The sequence below is a fragment of the Bradyrhizobium sp. genome (assembly GCF_030697065.1).
In the GTDB taxonomy this organism is placed as follows: domain Bacteria; phylum Pseudomonadota; class Alphaproteobacteria; order Rhizobiales; family Xanthobacteraceae; genus Bradyrhizobium.
Genome location: NZ_JAUYQU010000121.1, coordinates 1 through 15,460, shown reverse-complemented (window position 1 = coordinate 15,460; position 15,460 = coordinate 1). Strand labels below are relative to the sequence as shown.

The 15,460-nt window shown below is 65.7% G+C and carries 14 protein-coding genes and 1 pseudogene; 14 read left to right on the top strand and 1 reads right to left on the bottom strand.

Annotated elements, in window-relative coordinates:
- Both Q8R73_RS10210 and Q8R73_RS10205 read left to right on the top strand, forming a co-directional pair.
- Nucleotides 1-190, top strand: a pseudogene (locus tag Q8R73_RS10210) (hypothetical protein); the annotation flags it as partial.
- Nucleotides 191-331: 141 nt separating this feature from the next.
- Nucleotides 332-1,042: a GrlR family regulatory protein gene (locus Q8R73_RS10205; RefSeq protein ID WP_305719423.1), complete on the top strand. Its 711-nt coding sequence runs from the start codon at nucleotides 332-334 to the stop codon at nucleotides 1,040-1,042.
- Nucleotides 1,043-1,068: 26 nt separating this feature from the next.
- Here Q8R73_RS10205 and mutS read toward each other — a convergent pair whose 3' ends face one another.
- The gene (gene mutS / locus Q8R73_RS10200; protein WP_305719422.1) at nucleotides 1,069-3,798 is read right to left on the bottom strand and encodes a DNA mismatch repair protein MutS; all 2,730 of its coding nucleotides are present in this window, start codon (nucleotides 3,796-3,798) and stop codon (nucleotides 1,069-1,071) included.
- 235 nt (nucleotides 3,799-4,033) lie between these two features.
- Here mutS and pcaF point away from each other — a divergent pair, with 235 nt between their 5' ends.
- From pcaF to Q8R73_RS10140, 12 genes are all read left to right on the top strand, one after another.
- Nucleotides 4,034-5,242: a 3-oxoadipyl-CoA thiolase gene (gene pcaF / locus Q8R73_RS10195; RefSeq protein WP_305719421.1), complete on the top strand. Its 1,209-nt coding sequence runs from the start codon at nucleotides 4,034-4,036 to the stop codon at nucleotides 5,240-5,242.
- A 65-nt stretch (nucleotides 5,243-5,307) separates the two neighbouring features.
- Nucleotides 5,308-7,041, top strand: coding sequence for an FAD-dependent oxidoreductase (locus tag Q8R73_RS10190; RefSeq protein ID WP_305719420.1), 1,734 nt, complete (start codon nucleotides 5,308-5,310; stop codon nucleotides 7,039-7,041).
- A gap of 50 nt (nucleotides 7,042-7,091) precedes the next feature.
- Nucleotides 7,092-7,586, top strand: coding sequence for a type II 3-dehydroquinate dehydratase (locus Q8R73_RS10185; protein ID WP_305719419.1), 495 nt, complete (start codon nucleotides 7,092-7,094; stop codon nucleotides 7,584-7,586).
- Nucleotides 7,587-7,612: 26 nt separating this feature from the next.
- Nucleotides 7,613-8,266, top strand: a complete 654-nt coding sequence (locus Q8R73_RS10180) for a hypothetical protein (protein WP_305719418.1) — start codon at nucleotides 7,613-7,615, stop codon at nucleotides 8,264-8,266.
- A 73-nt stretch (nucleotides 8,267-8,339) separates the two neighbouring features.
- Nucleotides 8,340-9,233, top strand: coding sequence for a dioxygenase (locus Q8R73_RS10175; protein ID WP_305719417.1), 894 nt, complete (start codon nucleotides 8,340-8,342; stop codon nucleotides 9,231-9,233).
- Between the two features lie 39 nt (nucleotides 9,234-9,272).
- Nucleotides 9,273-10,277 (top strand): tripartite tricarboxylate transporter substrate binding protein, encoded by a 1,005-nt coding sequence (locus Q8R73_RS10170; RefSeq protein WP_305719416.1) that lies wholly within the window; start codon nucleotides 9,273-9,275, stop codon nucleotides 10,275-10,277.
- A gap of 55 nt (nucleotides 10,278-10,332) precedes the next feature.
- On the top strand, nucleotides 10,333-11,247 hold the full coding sequence (locus Q8R73_RS10165) for a LysR substrate-binding domain-containing protein (RefSeq protein ID WP_305719415.1): 915 nt from the start codon (nucleotides 10,333-10,335) through the stop codon (nucleotides 11,245-11,247).
- Nucleotides 11,248-11,374: 127 nt separating this feature from the next.
- Entirely contained in the window at nucleotides 11,375-12,508 is a 1,134-nt protein-coding gene (locus tag Q8R73_RS10160) for a 4-oxalomesaconate tautomerase (protein WP_305719414.1), read from the top strand.
- 4 nt (nucleotides 12,509-12,512) lie between these two features.
- Entirely contained in the window at nucleotides 12,513-13,541 is a 1,029-nt protein-coding gene (locus Q8R73_RS10155) for an amidohydrolase family protein (RefSeq protein ID WP_305719413.1), read from the top strand.
- 1 nt (nucleotide 13,542) lies between these two features.
- Nucleotides 13,543-14,238 (top strand): 4-carboxy-4-hydroxy-2-oxoadipate aldolase/oxaloacetate decarboxylase, encoded by a 696-nt coding sequence (gene ligK, locus Q8R73_RS10150; protein ID WP_305719412.1) that lies wholly within the window; start codon nucleotides 13,543-13,545, stop codon nucleotides 14,236-14,238.
- 9 nt (nucleotides 14,239-14,247) lie between these two features.
- Nucleotides 14,248-15,177, top strand: coding sequence for an NAD(P)-dependent oxidoreductase (locus Q8R73_RS10145; RefSeq protein WP_305719411.1), 930 nt, complete (start codon nucleotides 14,248-14,250; stop codon nucleotides 15,175-15,177).
- Between the two features lie 11 nt (nucleotides 15,178-15,188).
- Nucleotides 15,189-15,460, top strand: a 272-nt coding sequence (locus tag Q8R73_RS10140; protein ID WP_305719424.1) for an amidohydrolase family protein, incomplete at its 3' end; no start/stop codon positions are given.

Genomic DNA, 15,460 nt, shown 5'->3' with positions numbered 1-15,460 from the left:
CGGCCCGCCGACCGCCGCCGTGATCGCCAACAGCGCCGGCGGATTGATGGGCCTCGGCATCGCGATCGCGATGATCCATGTTGCATCCCCGCGGTTCGGCTCCGCGATCGGTCTCGGCAACGCGCTGGCGATCTGCGTCAGCTGGAACCTCGGCCTGTGGTGGTGGAGCCGGCGGAAGCTAATTCATTAAAGGCCGTCATTCCGGGTTCGATGCTTCGCATCGCCCCGGAATGACGACAAGGGCGTCTGCCTACGGCGGTGCCGGAAGATTGATGGTTACCCCCGCCGACAGACCCGCTAGATTGGCCGCGGGACAAGACTGGGGCGCGCGGTGGAGGGGTTGTACAAGGTCGAATACGACATCAACAACGGCTCCGGCCGCAGCGTGCTGTACGTCCATGGCGGCAGGATGCTCGGCGGCAATACGGCGTTTGCCCATTTCGGCAGCTACCAGGATGCAGGCGGCGAAATCGTTGCCGAGATCAGGACCCGGCGCCACAGCGCCTCGCCGCACTACAGGTCGCTTGTGAGCTCCGACCAGGTCACCATCCGCATGCGCGGCACGGCGCATGGCCAACTCTATCGCTTCGCGGGCGACGTGATGGAGGAGGCCGGCTCGGTGTTTCGCGCGGTGATGACGCCGCTCGGCAATGACGACGTTCCGCCGCCCGGCGCGGTCGGCGAGGGCGGCATCGTCAGCGGGCTCTACTCGATCGACATCCGGATGCTGGACGGAATTGACGGCGGCCATACCGGAGTGATGCTGCTGCATGACGGCCGCATTCTCGGCGGCGACGCCTTTTTCTACTATCTCGGAGCCTACTCCACCGCGAACGGCCGCTGGAAGGGCCAGTTCGTCAACCAGGAACACACGGCAGCAAAGAGCGAGCATCCGCTGTTCGGCGGCTACGAGGTCGGTATCGGCTTCTCCGGCAGCTGTGACGCCAGGGGCGCCGAAATCGAGGCGACCGCGCTGGCCGGCAAACGCAGCATCCGCCTCGCCGCCACCTTGAAGCTGATCCAGCCGTTCGCCAGTCGCTGACGGCACCAGTCGCCCGGCGAGCCTGATTACCCTTTCGGCAGCTTCGCCTTCAGCGCATACAGCGCATCCAGCGCATCGCGCGGTGACATCTCGTCCGGATGCATTGCCTTCAACGCCTCGATCAACTGTTCGGCCTCGCTCGGCGGCGCCGGTTCGGCGGCGGCGCGCGAGGGCACCGCGAACAGCGGCAGGTCGTCAACCAGCGCACGCGCGGCCTGGCCGCGGTCCTGCGCCTCCAGTTTTGCCAGCACCGATTTGGCGCGCGCGATGACAGGCGCCGGAAGGCCTGCGAGCTTGGCTACCTGGATGCCGTAAGAGCGGTCGGCCGAGCCCGGCAGCACCTCGTGCAGGAACACGACGTCGCCCTGCCATTCCTTGACCCGGACCGTGGCGTTGAACAGGCGCGGCAACCTGGCCGAGAGCGCGGTGAGTTCATGGTAATGCGTCGCGAACAGGGCGCGGCAGCGGTTGGCCTCGTGCAGGTGCTCGATCGCCGCCCAGGCGATCGACAGGCCATCGAAGGTCGCGGTGCCGCGGCCGATCTCGTCCAGGATCACCAGCGAGCGTTCGCTGGCCTGATTGAGAATGACGGCGGTCTCCACCATCTCCACCATGAAAGTGGAGCGGCCGCGCGCCAAATCATCGGCGGCGCCGACCCGGGAGAACAGCCGGTCGACGATGCCGATGCGGGCGCGGGTGGCTGGCACAAAACTGCCGGTCTGCGCCAACAGCGCGATCAGCGCATTCTGGCGCAGGAAGGTCGATTTGCCCGCCATGTTGGGACCGGTGATCAGCCAGATTTGACCGGATTTCTGAGCAGGGCCGGGGGAAAGATCGCAGGCATTGGCGATGAAGGGATGCCCTTCGCGCTTGAGCGCCTGCTCGACCACCGGATGCCGGCCGCCCTCGATCGCAAAGCCCAGCGAGCCATCCACTTCGGGCCGCACGTAACTGTCGTCGATCGCGAGTTTCGCCAAGGCGGTCGCGACGTCGAGCAAAGCGAAGGCATGCGCTGCAGCGCGCAGCTCGTCGCTGGCTTCCAGCACCATCGCGGACAGCCGCTCGAAAATCTCCAGCTCAAGCCCGAGCGCGCGGTCGCCGGCGTTCGCGATCCGGGCCTCGATCTCGCCGAGTTCGGCTGTCGTGAAGCGGGTCTGCCCGGCCAGCGTCTGGCGATGAATGAAGGTCGCATTCAGTGGCGGCGACATCAGCTTGTCGCCGTGCTGCGCGGTCACCTCGACGAAATAGCCGAGCACATTGTTGTGCCGGATCTTCAGGCCTTTGACGCCGGTATCGTCGGCGTAGCGTGCCTGCATCGCGGCCACGACGAGGCGGGAAGCATCGCGCAGGTTGCGGGTCTCGTCCAATGCCGATTCGTAGCCCTCGCGCACGAAACCGCCGTCGCGTTTGATCAGCGGCAGTTGCTCGGCCAACGCGCGGGCGAGTTCGCGCGCCAGTTCGCGCGACGGGCGGCGCAACGCCTCCATGATGGCTGCGATTTCCGGCGGCGGCACTTCGATCTGTCCGAGCCGCGCCAGCGCCGCATCGGCGGCCAGAATGCCGTCGCGCAGGCTGGCGAGATCGCGCGGGCCGCCTCGCCCGACCGACAACCGCGCCAGCGCGCGCGACATGTCCGGGGCCGAGCGAAGCGCGGTCCTGAGGTCGTCGCGCGCGGCGCCGTCGGCGACAAAAGTGGCGATGGCATCGAGCCGCCGCGCAATCGCGGCGCTGTCGGTGAGGGGGGCTGCCAGCCGCTGCGCCAGCAGCCGCGAACCCGCCGGGGTCACGGTGCAGTCGATGGCATCGAGCAGCGAGCCGCGCCGCTCGCCGGCCAGCGTCCGCGTCAGTTCGAGATTGGCGCGGGTGGCGGGGTCGATCGCCATGGTGGTGCCGGCGGCCTCGCGCGACGGCGGCGACAGCGGCGGGCGCTTTCCGACCTGGGTACGGTCGATATAGGTGACGGCGGCGGCGGCGGCCGTCGCCTCCAGCCGCGACATCGCGCTGAGCCCGTCCATGGTGGCCACGGCGAAATAATCGCACAGCCGCCGCTCGGCGGTGGCGCTGTCGAACACATCGCGGGTCAGCGGCGTCACCGCCGGCAATTCGCGCAGGCTCGGTCCCAATTCGGGATCGCCATACAGCGCGTCGGTAACGATGACCTCGTGGGGGTTGATCCGCGCCAGCGTGGCCGCGAGTTCGCCGGTCGCGCATTCCGTGACGATGAATTCCGCGGTGGAAATGTCGATCCAGGCGAGGCCAATGCGGTCGGCGCCTGCCGATCCGCGCGTCCGCGCGATCGCCAGCAGGTAGTTGTTGGCCCTGGCGTCCAGCAAGGTGTCTTCGGTCAGGGTGCCCGGCGTCACCAGCCGCACCACGCCGCGGCGGACCACGCTCTTGTTGCCGCGTTTTCGCGCCTCGGCGGGGTTCTCCAACTGCTCGCAGACCGCGACACGATGGCCGAGCGCGATCAGGCGATGCAGGTAATCCTCGGAACGTTCCACCGGCACGCCGCACATCGCGATATCCGCGCCCTGGTGCCTGCCGCGTTTGGTCAGCACGATACCGAGCGCGCGGGAGGCGATCTCGGCGTCTTCAAAGAACAATTCGTAGAAATCGCCCATCCGGTAGAACAACAGCAGACCAGGATGGGCGGCCTTGATCTCCAGAAACTGTTCCATCATCGGCGACACGCGCGCGGTGTCCTCCGCTGACATAGCGGGCTCGGCCGGAACTGGGATGGACTGCTGGATCGTCATCGCGCCGCAAACTACAAAATTTTGGTGGCTGATCCTATCGGTTTGCCACTGCAATGTGGGTTTTCCACGTTCTCCCTGCTTTTCTTCGCGACCCGGTATCGGCATGCCTGACCTCACGCCAAAGCAGCACGGGGACGGCAGCCGTCAATTGACCTGCCTCGCCCCCGCACCTAAAACTCACCATCAATTCGGGCCGGGTAAGTCAGCCAAAACGCGGCATTCAGGGAGAGATTCAATGCGCGATGTGTTTGTTTGCGATGCCGTACGCACCCCGATCGGCCGTTTCGGCGGTGCGCTCGCCAAAGTGCGCGCCGATGATCTGGCGGCGGTGCCGATCAAGGCGCTGATGGCGCGGCATCCCAGGCTCGACTGGGCCCAGGTTGATGAAGTCTATTTCGGCTGCGCCAACCAGGCCGGCGAGGACAACCGCAACGTGGCGCGAATGGCGCTGCTGCTGGCCGGCCTGCCGGAATCGGTTCCTGGCCTCACGCTCAATCGTCTCTGCGCCTCCGGTCTGGATGCGGTCGGTGCGGCCGGCCGCGCGATCCGCGCCGGCGAGATCGACCTTGCCATTGCCGGCGGGGTCGAATCGATGACGCGCGCGCCGTTCGTGATGGGCAAGGCGGCGGAAGCATTTTCGCGTTCGGCAGATATTTTCGACACCACCATCGGCTGGCGCTTCATCAATCCCTTGATGAAGGCGCAATATGGGGTCGATGCCATGCCGGAAACCGGCGAGAACGTCGCCGAGGAATTTCAGGTGTCGCGCGCCGATCAGGATGCGTTCGCGATCCGCTCGCAGCAGCGCGCCGGCGCCGCCATCGCGTCCGGCTATTTTGCGGAAGAAATCACTGCCGTGTCGGTGCCCGGCGGCAAGGCCGGCCCTGTCAATGTTGACAAGGACGAGCATCCGCGCCCCGAGACAACACTCGAAGGTCTGACGAAGCTGAAACCGATCGTGCGCAATCCCGGCACCGTGACGGCGGGCAATGCCTCCGGCGTCAATGACGGCGCCGCCGCGATGATCCTGGCTTCTGAAGCCGCGGTGAAGAAGCACGGCTTGACGCCGCGCGCGCGGATTTTGGGACTGGCCTCGGCCGCGGTGCCGCCGCGCATCATGGGCATCGGTCCGGTGCCGGCAACCCGCAAGCTGATGGAGCGGCTGGGCCTGAAGATCGGCGATTTCGATCTGATCGAACTCAACGAAGCCTTTGCCAGCCAGGGTATCGCCTGCCTGCGTCAACTCGGCGTCGCCGATGATGCGGACTTCGTCAACCCGCATGGCGGCGCCATCGCGCTCGGTCATCCCCTCGGCATGAGTGGCGCGCGCCTCGCGATGACGGCGGTGCACGGCATGGAAAAGCGCGGCGGCAAGCGCGCGCTGGCGACGATGTGCGTCGGCGTCGGCCAGGGCGTCGCGATGGCGATCGAGAAGCTGAACTGACAACCGTCATTCCGGGTCTGGTGCTGCGCACCATCCCGGAATGACGGGTTCGGGGAGGAACGCCCGTGCATCATGCTGACTTGCGCGGCGTTCCCTCCGGCTACGACGTTATCGTGATCGGTGCCGGCGCCGCCGGCATGTCGGCCGCCCTGTTTGCCGCTATCCGCGGCGCCAGGACACTGCTTGTCGAGAAGACCGGCTTCGTCGGCGGCACCTCGGCGCTCTCGGCGGGCTCGATCTGGATCCCGAACACGCGTCATGCATCTGCCATCGCCGCGCCCGACAGCACTGATAAGGCCGAGCGATATCTGCAGCAGATCGTCGGCAACCGGGCGGACGCCGATTTGCGCGCGGCCTTCCTGAAGGCCGGCCCTGAAGCGGTCGAAGTGCTGGAAAACCACACCGATGTGAAATTGCGCGCCTATCCGCGGCATCCGGATTATCGCTCGGAGCTGGAGGGCGCGGTTGTAGCGGGGCGTGCGCTGGAGCCGCTGCCGTTCGACGGGCGGTTGCTGGGCGATGCGCTCAGGCTGGTACGTCCGCCGATTGCGGAGTTCACGTTGCTCGGCGGCATGATGGTCGACCGCACCGATATCGGTCATCTGCTCTCGGCCACGAGGTCGATGAAATCGCTGCGGCACGCCGCGAGGCTGCTGGCGCGCTATGGGCGTGATCGGCTCAGCCTTCCGAGGGGAGCGCGGCTGGTGATGGGCAACGCGCTGGTCGGCCGTCTGCTGTTTTCCTTGCTCCACCGCGACGTGGATATTCTGACGGATACATCGCTCGAAAAAATCGTCCGGGATGGAAGCGGTCGCGTGACCTCAGTGGTGCTGAATGCGGGCAGCGTCTCGCGTGATATCGGCATCCAGGGCGGATTGATTCTGGCGGGTGGAGGGTTCAATCGCCATGCCGTGCGGCGTCGCACGGCGTGGGGAACCGATGTGGAGTGGTCCGCCGTCGCGCCGGGGGCGAGCGGTGACGCGCAGGACAAGGCGCTCGAGGTCGGCGCGCGCGTCAGTGAGCGGGATCTCAGCGTCGCCTTCTGGGCGCCGGCGTCGATTCGTCGGCGGCGCGACGGGTCGCAGGCGGTGTTTCCGCATTTCGTGCTCGATCGCGGCAAGCCGGGAACGCTGGTGGTCGACAGCAACGGCCGGCGCTTCGTCAACGAGGCGATCTCCTACCATCAGTTTGCGCTGGAGATGCTGGCGCAGGGCAAATCGGCGATCCCGGCGTTTCTGATTGCGGACGCGGCGGCGCTGCGCAAATACGGCCTCGGCATGGTGCGCCCCGGCGGCTGGGGCACGCGCGCCGCCCTGGCCGACGGATACCTGATCGTCGGGGCTACCATCGAGCAGTTGGCGGACGGATTGAAGATCGATCCCGGCAGCCTGCGCGCGACGGTGGAGCGCATGAACGGCTACGCGGAAACCGGCCGCGACCTGGAATTCGGCCGGGGCAGCACGGTCTACCAGAACCACAACGGCGATGCGTCCGCCGGCGGAGCCAACCCCAATCTCGGCCCGATCGCTACCCCGCCGTTTTATGCGCTTCGGCTTTATCCCTCGGACATCGGCACGTCGGCCGGGCTGGTCACGGACGAGGCAGCCCGTGTGCTGGATTCCGGCAACCTGCCGATCGAGGGACTGTACGCCTGCGGCAACGACATGCAGTCGATCATGGGCGGCACCTACCCCGGTCCCGGAATCACGCTGGGCCCGGCGCTCGCCTTCGCCTACCTCGCGGCGTCAGACGCGACATGCGGGGTTTCCGGACAATCAGGAGCGTCGGGCCTTTCATGATCGCGCGACTCGTGGTCGACTGAATTCAGAACAGACGGGAGGGGACGACGATGGCCGCGAAGATCATGATCCTGAACGGACCTAACCTGAATTTTTTGGGGATCCGGGAGCCGCACATCTATGGCCCGACGACGCTTGCAGAGATCGAGGCAAGCTGCCAGCAACTCGCAGGCTATCTCGGCGTCACGGTTTCGTTTCACCAGTCCAATCTCGAAGGCGAACTGGTCAATTTGATCCAGTCGGCGCACGGCAACGCCGACGCCATCATCATGAATCCCGCCGCCTATTCGTTCACGTCGATCGCCCTGATCGACGCGCTGAAAATATTCGAGGGTCCGAAGATCGAGGTTCACATCTCGAATATTCACGCGCGGGACGAACTGCACCGGCATTCGATCACGTCGAGCGCCTCTACCGCCGTGATCTGCGGTCTCGGCCCCTACGGATACATCGCTGCGATCCTGGCAGCGGTGCAGAAACTGGGTAAGCTGCCGGAAGCGGTGCCGGCATCGCTGCATGGCCTGCGGACGAACAACAAAGCCTGAAAGCAATGGCTTGGGGAGGAATGACGATGCGCGGAGCAGGATTTCTGGCGATCTGGAGCGATGTCGAGCAGTCCAATCTGACCGACTATCGTCACTGGCTGACGCGCGAGCACACCACCGAGCGGGTGACCACCGAGGGTTTCCTCGCCAACCGGGTGTTCCGCGCCGACCGCGCCGACATCGAGCGGTTCTTCATTCTGTATGAACTGCAAGCGCCCGAGGTTCTCGACGGACCGGCCTACCTCGCGCGCCTCAACGCGCCGACGCCATGGTCGCAACGCATCATGCCGCAACTCGGAAACTTCATGCGCGGCGGCGGGAGGGTGACGGCCCGCGCCGGGCGGGGCGAGGGGTGCACCATCGTCGCGCTGCGTCTCGAAAACCTGCCGGAGAACCCCCAGCGGCTGGCCGATGATATCGCCGCGCTCGATGGGATCGCCGCGGTGCAGATCGGCGCGACCGATATCGCCAGGACTTCGGTGCCAACCGTCGAAAAAGGAATGCGGAAGGACGAGGGCGTGTTCGCCGGCCTGCTGCTGATCGAGGCCCTCGACCAGCCATCGCTGCGCAGCGCGTTGCGCAAGGCGGCCGAAATGGCGCCGGAGGTGCTTGGCGATGTCGGCAATCCCGAGATCTATCAGGGCATCTTCGCGCTGGACAAGCGCATCGCCTGGGTCTGATCGTGCCGTCCTTTCGCAATCGCCTGGTTCGCATCAAGCGTCTCTGCCACGTCCGCGGCCGGGGGAGTGCGCCATGATCATCGAACGCCAGCAGGATGTCACGCCAGCCGCGACATCTGTCATGGAGCAGACGTCCGACCCGCGGTTGCGCGAAATCATGGTCTCGCTGGTCAAGCACCTGCATGGCTTTGTCCGCGACGTCAGGCTGACGGAGGCCGAGTTCCGCGAAGCCGCGGCCATCCTGGGCGAACTCGGCAAGCTGACCACCGACAGCCACAACGAAATTATCCTGATGGCCGGCTCGCTCGGCGTCTCCTCGCTGGTATGCCTGCTGAACAATGGCGATCAGGGCAATACCGAAACCGCGCAATCGCTGCTCGGGCCGTTCTGGCGGCTGAATTCTCCCCGGGTCGAAAACGGCGGCTGCATCGTCCGGTCCGATACGCCGGGCGCGCCATTGTTCGTCACCGCGCGTGTGGTGGACCCTGCGGGCCGGCGGGTTGCGGGTGCGGAAGTCGATATCTGGCACGCCTCGCCGGTCGGGCTCTACGAAAACCAGGATCCCGACCAGGCCGAGATGAACCTGCGCGGCAAGTTCACCAGCGATGCCGACGGACGCTTCTGGTTTCGCTCGGTGATGATGACGGGTTATCCGATTCCGACCAATGGCGTGGTCGGACGCCTGTTGAAGCAACAGGGCAGGCATCCCTTTCGGCCGGCGCATCTGCATGCGCTGATCTTCAAGCCGGGATTCAAGGTCTTGATCTCCCAGGTCTACGATCCCGCCGACCCGCACATCGACAGCGACGTGCAGTTTGGCGTGACGAAAGCGCTGATCGGCGATTTCGTGCGCCATGACGAGCCGCATCCGACCGCGAGCGATGTCGGCACGCCCTGGTATTCGCTCGACCATGTCTACCGGATGGAGGCAGGTGATGCCGTGCTTCCACGTCCGCCCATCAAGTGACAGGGTGGCGAATCGACCCATCAAGGCAGGGCTACCGCGATGACATTATCCAAAGGCGTCGTCTCCCGGATCTGGGTCCGGACGTCCATGGCGATGCTCGTGCTGCTCGCGCTCGCCGGACCCCAGCGCCAGGCCTCGGCCCAAACCGGATACCCAGCCAAGCCGGTGCGCATCGTCCTGCCCTTTGCCGCCGGCGGCGTTGCCGACATCACCGCGCGCGTGATTGCGGAAAGGCTCGGCGTCAAGCTCGGGGCGCGCTTCTATGTCGAAAACCAGCCCGGCGCGGGCGGCATTGCCGCGGCCCGAACCGTGGTTTCATCGCCGCCCGACGGACATACGCTGGCCTTGCTGTCGAACGGAACCGCGATCAGCGTCTCCCTGTTCAACAAGCTGCCGTATGATCCGCTGAAGGATTTTGTGCCGGTTTCGAGCCTGGGCTATTTCGATTTCATCCTCGCGACCAGTGCCGACTCGCCGTTCAAGACGCTGGCGGACTTCATTGCTGCCGCCAGGGCAAAGCCCGGCTCCCTCAATGTCGGCACCATCAATGTCGGCAGCACCCAGAATCTGTCGGCCGAGCTGTTCAAGACCGCGGCCGGCCTCGATTTCGTGATTATCCCCCATCGGGGCACACCCGAGGTTCTGATATCGACCATGCAAGGCAACCTCGGCCTGATGATCGACAGCTACTCCGCGATGAAGGGCAATCTCGCCGACGGGAAAATCCGGGCGCTGGCGGCGACCGGGCCGACACGTTCGGCCAGTGCCCCGGATATTCCGACCGTGCAGGAATCCGGCGTCGCCGGTTACGATGTCGTTTCCTGGAACGCACTGTTTGCGCCGTCAGGCACGCCGCCGGAAATCGTGAAAATGCTCAATCAGGCGCTGCAGGGTATCCTCGCCGAGCCCGATGTGAAAAAGCGGCTGCTCGAACTCGGTATCGAAGCCAGGGCGAGTACGCCTGAGGCAATATCCGCCCGGCTGCAGTCCGATATCGGCAAGTGGCGGGCGGTGATCGAGAAGGCTGGGATCCAGAAGCAATAGCGCCCCGGATTTAGCATGCACGGCTCGCGCGGGCGCGGTGTACAATCTCGGGGCCATGAATCTCAAGCAGCTCGAATATTTCGTCCACGTCGCCGAACTCGGCAGCTTCAGCAAGGCTGCCGTGGTGCTCGACATCGCGCAGCCCGCGCTCAGCCGCCAGGTGCGCAGCCTCGAGACCGAACTGCGCCAGCAGCTGTTCCTGCGCAACGGTCGCGGCGTGGCGCTGACCGACGCCGGCAAGCGGCTGTTCGACCATAGCGTCGCGGTGCTGCAACTGATGGCGCATGCGCGCGAGGATCTCGGCGCCAGCCGCGACGAGCCGGTCGGCCGGGTCACCATCGGCCTGCCGCCGAGTATCGGCCGGCAACTGACGCTGCCCTTGATCGACCGCTTCAAGAAGCAGCTTCCCGCCGCCCGGCTGGCGATCGTCGAGGGGTTGTCGACCCACATCGTCGAATGGGTCACCACCGGCCGCATCGACATTGGCCTCGTCTACAACCCCGAGGCGCAGGCCGGGCTGGAGATCACGCCCTTGCTGCAGGAGCCGCTCAGCCTGGTCAGCCGTGCCCCCAAGGGCAAAGGTATGGGCAAGCGCAAGCCGGCCGCGCCGCCGCTGCCGATGAAGGAACTGCCGCGCTATCCGCTGATCGTGCCGGAGCGGGTTCATGCGATGCGCCGCCTGCTGGAAACCCAGGCAGCGCTGGCCGGCATCAAGCTCGACATTGCCTGGGAGGTGTCCAGCGTCCCCTCGATCATCGACTTGGTCTGCGCCGGCTATGGCCACGCCGTGCTCACCGCCAGCGGCGTGGCGGCGTCGGCCCGCTCCGGCGAACTGGTAGTGCGGCGGCTGACCGATCCGGCGCCGGTCAGCGTGTTGTGCCTGGCCGTCTCCGCGCACAAGCGCCCGACGCCGCTGGCGCTGCAGGCGATGCGGCTCTTGTCCGAACTGGTGCGCGGCTTGCCGGCATAGAGCATTTCCAGCATGGCCCGGGGCTTTCACCCATGCCGGAACGTGATAGCTGTTAGAAATGGCGGAAGGTGGCGGAGCCCGAACCGAACCGCCAGAATGGCAATATCCAGTCACCGGGGCAGACGCCATGCAAACCGCGATTCCCTGCCTGTTCATGCGCGGCGGAACCTCGCGCGGCCCGTTCTTCAACGCCGCCGACCTGCCCGCGGACATTCCGACACGCGACAAGGTGCTGCTCGCGGTAATGGGCTCGCCCGACAGGCGCCAGATCGACGGACTCGGAGGCGCGCATCCGCTCACCAGCAAGGTCGGCATCGTCTCGAAGGGATCCCGGCCCGGCGTCGATCTCGATTTCCTGTTCGCGCAGCTGCAGCCGGACAAGGACACCGTCGATACCACGCCCAATTGCGGCAACATGCTCGCCGCCGTGGTACCGTTCGCGCTCGAAACCGGCCTGGTGAAACCGCAGGGCGATACCACCACGCTGCGCGTGCTGACGCTCAACACCGACATGCAATGCGACATCACGGTGCAGACCCCGAACGGCCAAGTGGAGTATGAGGGCAAGGCCCGGATCGACGGCGCGCCGGGCACCTCGGCGCCGATCAAGATCAACTTTCTCGATACTGCGGGCTCGGTCGCGCCGGGATTGCTGCCGACCGGCAATGTCCGCGACGTGATCGACGGCATCACCGTGACCTGCATCGACAACGGCATGCCGCTGGTGATCTTTCGGGCTGAAGACGTCGGCCGCACCGGTTATGAAAGCGTCGATCAGCTCAACGCCGACACCGAACTCAAGACCAGGATCGAGCGGCTGCGTATCGCCTGCGGCCACGCCATGCAACTCGGCGACGTCACGGCCAAAAATTACCCGAAGATGACGCTGATCTCGGCGCCGCGGGCCGGCGGCGCCATCTCGACGCGCAGCTTCATCCCGCATGTCTGCCACGACGCCATCGGCGTGCTGGCGGCGGTCACGGTCGCCACCGCCTGCGTGCTCGACGGGTCGATCGCGCAGGGCATTGCGGTGGTGCCCGGTGCGAATGCCAAGACCATCTCGGTCGAACACCCGACCGGCGAATTCAGCGTCGAGATCGAGGTCGATCCGGCCGATCCGCAAAGCGTCACCAGCGCGGCGCTGCTGCGCACTGCGCGGCTGCTGATGCGCGGCGAGGCCATGGTGCCGGCCTCGGTCTGGGCGGGGCAGGCCGGCGATTTCAGCGCAGCCTCCGAACCCCGTCGCGTCCGGCAAGGATAGAATGATGATCATCGATGTACACGGCCACTACACCACCGCGCCGAAGGCGCTGGAAGACTGGCGCAACCGGCAGATCGCCGCCATCGGCGACCCCTCGGCCATGCCGAAGGCCAGCGAGTTGAAGATCAGCGACGACGAGCTGCGCGAATCCATCGTCAATAACCAGCTCAAGAAGATGCAGGAGCGCGGCAGCGACCTCACCATCTTCAGCCCGCGCGCCAGCTTCATGGCACACCACATCGGCGACTTCCAGGTTTCGTCGACCTGGGCCGCGATCTGCAACGAGCTGTGCGCGCGCATCGCGAAGCTCTTTCCGGACAGTTTCATCGGTGCCGCGATGCTGCCGCAGTCGCCGGGGGTCGATCCCAAAACCTGCATCCCCGAGATGGAGAAGTGCATCAGGGAGTACGGTTTCGTCGGCATCAATCTCAACCCCGACCCGTCAGGCGGGCACTGGACCTCGCCGCCGCTGACGGACAGGCACTGGTACCCGATCTACGAGAAGATGGTGGAGCTCGACATCCCCGCCATGATCCACGTTTCCACCAGCTGCAACGCCTGCTTCCATACAACTGGCGCGCATTACCTCAACGCCGACACCACGGCGTTCATGCAGTGCCTGACCTCGGACCTGTTCAAGGATTTCCCGACGCTGAAATTCCTGATCCCGCATGGCGGCGGCGCGGTGCCCTATCACTGGGGCCGCTTCCGGGGCCTCGCGCAGGAGCTGAAGAAGCCGCTGCTGAAGGATCACCTGCTGAAAAACATCTTCTTCGATACCTGCGTCTATCACCAGCCCGGCATCGATCTTCTGACCAGGGTGATTCCGGTCGACAACATCCTGTTCGCCAGCGAGATGATTGGCGCGGTGAAGGGGATCGATCCCGAAACCGGTTTCCCCTATGACGACACCAAGCGCTACATCGAGGCCTCGACGATCCTCAGCGCAGCGGACAAGCAGAAGGTCTATGAGGGCAATGCGCGGCGCGTGTTCCCGCGGCTCGATGCGGCGCTGAAGGCGAAAGGGAAGTGACATGAGCATTCCCCTGAACGATCTCGGCGTCGTCAGGCGCAACATCGTTCGCGCAGACAAGGCTGCGGTCGAGAAGCTGTCGCGCTTCGGCGTCGCCACCATCCATGAGGCGATGGGCCGCGTCGGCTTGATGCTGCCCTATATGCGCCCGGTCTATGCCGATGCCCACACCTGCGGCACTGCCGTCACGGTGCTGCTGCAGCCCGGCGACAACTGGATGATGCATGTGGTGGCCGAACAGCTGCAGCCCGGCGACGTGGTGGTAGCCGCCTGCACCGCCGAGAATGCCGATGGCTTCTTCGGCGATCTCTTGGCGACCAGTTTTCGCGCCCGCGGCGCCAGGGGCTTGATCATCGACGGCGGCGTGCGCGATGTGAAGGACCTCACCGAGATGCAATTCCCGGTTTTTTCCCGGGCGATCAGCGCCAAGGGCACGGTAAAGGCAACGTTGGGCTCGGTGAACATCCCGGTGGTTTGCGCCGGCGCGCTGGTCCATCCCGGCGACGTGATCGTCGCTGATCCCGATGGCGTGGTCGTGGTTCCCGCCGGGGTCGCCCAGCAGGCGGCGGACGCGGCGGAAGCGCGCGAGGCCAATGAAGGCGACAAACGCGCCAGGCTGGCGGCCGGCGTGCTCGGTCTCGACATGTACAACATGCGTGAGCCGCTGGCGAAAGCCGGCCTCAGATACATGGATTGATTGATCGCGATGGCGGTTGCGTCCAACCAGTGGCATGTCGGTCTCGTCGGCTATGGCGAGGTCGGCCGGATTCTGGCCGAGGATCTGCGCAAGGACGGCGTCCGGGTCAGCGCCTATGACGTCAAACTCGGCGATGACAGAGCGCAGCCGCTGCGCGATCACGCCTCGGGCATTGGCGTCGCGTTGGCGGCGTCGCATGCCGATCTCGCCGCGCGGGCGGACTTGATCGTGTCCGCCGTCACCGCGAGCCAGGCGGTGCCGGTGGCGCAGGCTTGTGTGCCGGGGCTGAAGCAGGGCGCCTGGTTCCTCGATTTCAATTCGGCATCGCCCGGCGCGAAGCAGCGCGCGGCGCGGCTGATCGACGGCGCCGGCGGACGCTATGTCGAGGGCGCCGTCATGACCTCGTTGCCGCCCTACCGCATCAAGGTGCCGTTGCTGCTCGGCGGTCCCGGCGCCCGCGAACTGTCGCCCTTGCTGATCGAACTCGGGTTCAACGCCAGGGTGGCGAGCGATGAACTCGGCGTCGCCTCGGCGGTCAAGATGTGCCGCAGCATCATGATCAAGGGCATGGAAGCCATGGTGATCGAGAGCTTCACCACGGCGCGGGCCTACGGCGTCGAGGACGCCGTGCTGGCGTCGCTCAAGGAGACCTTTCCCGGCATCGACTGGGAGAAGCAGGGCGCCTATTTCTTTCAGCGCGTGATCGAGCACGGCCGTCGCCGCAGCGAAGAGGTCCGCGAGGTCGCGGAGACCGTGCGCGAGATCGGGCTGACGCCATGGTCGGCGCAGGGCACCGCCGAACGCCAGGCCTGGGTCGCCGATCTCGCCGACGAAGGCCTGTTCGGCGCGAAAGGCAGCAGGGAATTTGCCCGTAGTCCGGACTGGCGAACCGAGGCCGACCGGATCCTCGGCAAGGTGAAATCAGAACAAAAGAAATGAGCCAGGCAATCATGCAATTCGAGAAAACACGGGGCTGGCTCGACTGGTACGCCGGCCCGTCAAAACCCCGCTTCAGGGTGCCGGCAGGGGCCGTGGACGCGCACTGCCATGTATTTGGCCCGGGCGCCGAATTTCCGTTCGCTCCGGAACGCAAATACACCCCCTGCGATGCCTCGAAGCGGCAGCTTTACGCCCTGCGCGACCATCTCGGCTTCGCCCGCAACGTCGTGGTCCAGGCCACCTGCCACGGCGCCGACAACCGCGCCATGGTCGACGCATTGGT

What these genes read in the sequence shown, in the direction of transcription:
- Q8R73_RS10165 (WP_305719415.1), top strand. Translation starts at nt 10,333, where the DNA reads ATGAATCTCAAGCAGCTCGAATATTTCGTCCACGTCGCCGAACTCGGC.
- pcaF (WP_305719421.1), top strand. Translation starts at nt 4,034, where the DNA reads ATGCGCGATGTGTTTGTTTGCGATGCCGTACGCACCCCGATCGGCCGT.
- Q8R73_RS10185 (WP_305719419.1), top strand. Translation starts at nt 7,092, where the DNA reads ATGGCCGCGAAGATCATGATCCTGAACGGACCTAACCTGAATTTTTTG.
- Q8R73_RS10175 (WP_305719417.1), top strand. Translation starts at nt 8,340, where the DNA reads ATGATCATCGAACGCCAGCAGGATGTCACGCCAGCCGCGACATCTGTC.
- mutS (WP_305719422.1), bottom strand. Translation starts at nt 3,798, where the DNA reads ATGACGATCCAGCAGTCCATCCCAGTTCCGGCCGAGCCCGCTATGTCA.
- ligK (WP_305719412.1), top strand. Translation starts at nt 13,543, where the DNA reads ATGAGCATTCCCCTGAACGATCTCGGCGTCGTCAGGCGCAACATCGTT.
- Q8R73_RS10180 (WP_305719418.1), top strand. Translation starts at nt 7,613, where the DNA reads ATGCGCGGAGCAGGATTTCTGGCGATCTGGAGCGATGTCGAGCAGTCC.
- Q8R73_RS10160 (WP_305719414.1), top strand. Translation starts at nt 11,375, where the DNA reads ATGCAAACCGCGATTCCCTGCCTGTTCATGCGCGGCGGAACCTCGCGC.
- Q8R73_RS10145 (WP_305719411.1), top strand. Translation starts at nt 14,248, where the DNA reads ATGGCGGTTGCGTCCAACCAGTGGCATGTCGGTCTCGTCGGCTATGGC.
- Q8R73_RS10170 (WP_305719416.1), top strand. Translation starts at nt 9,273, where the DNA reads ATGACATTATCCAAAGGCGTCGTCTCCCGGATCTGGGTCCGGACGTCC.
- Q8R73_RS10155 (WP_305719413.1), top strand. Translation starts at nt 12,513, where the DNA reads ATGATCATCGATGTACACGGCCACTACACCACCGCGCCGAAGGCGCTG.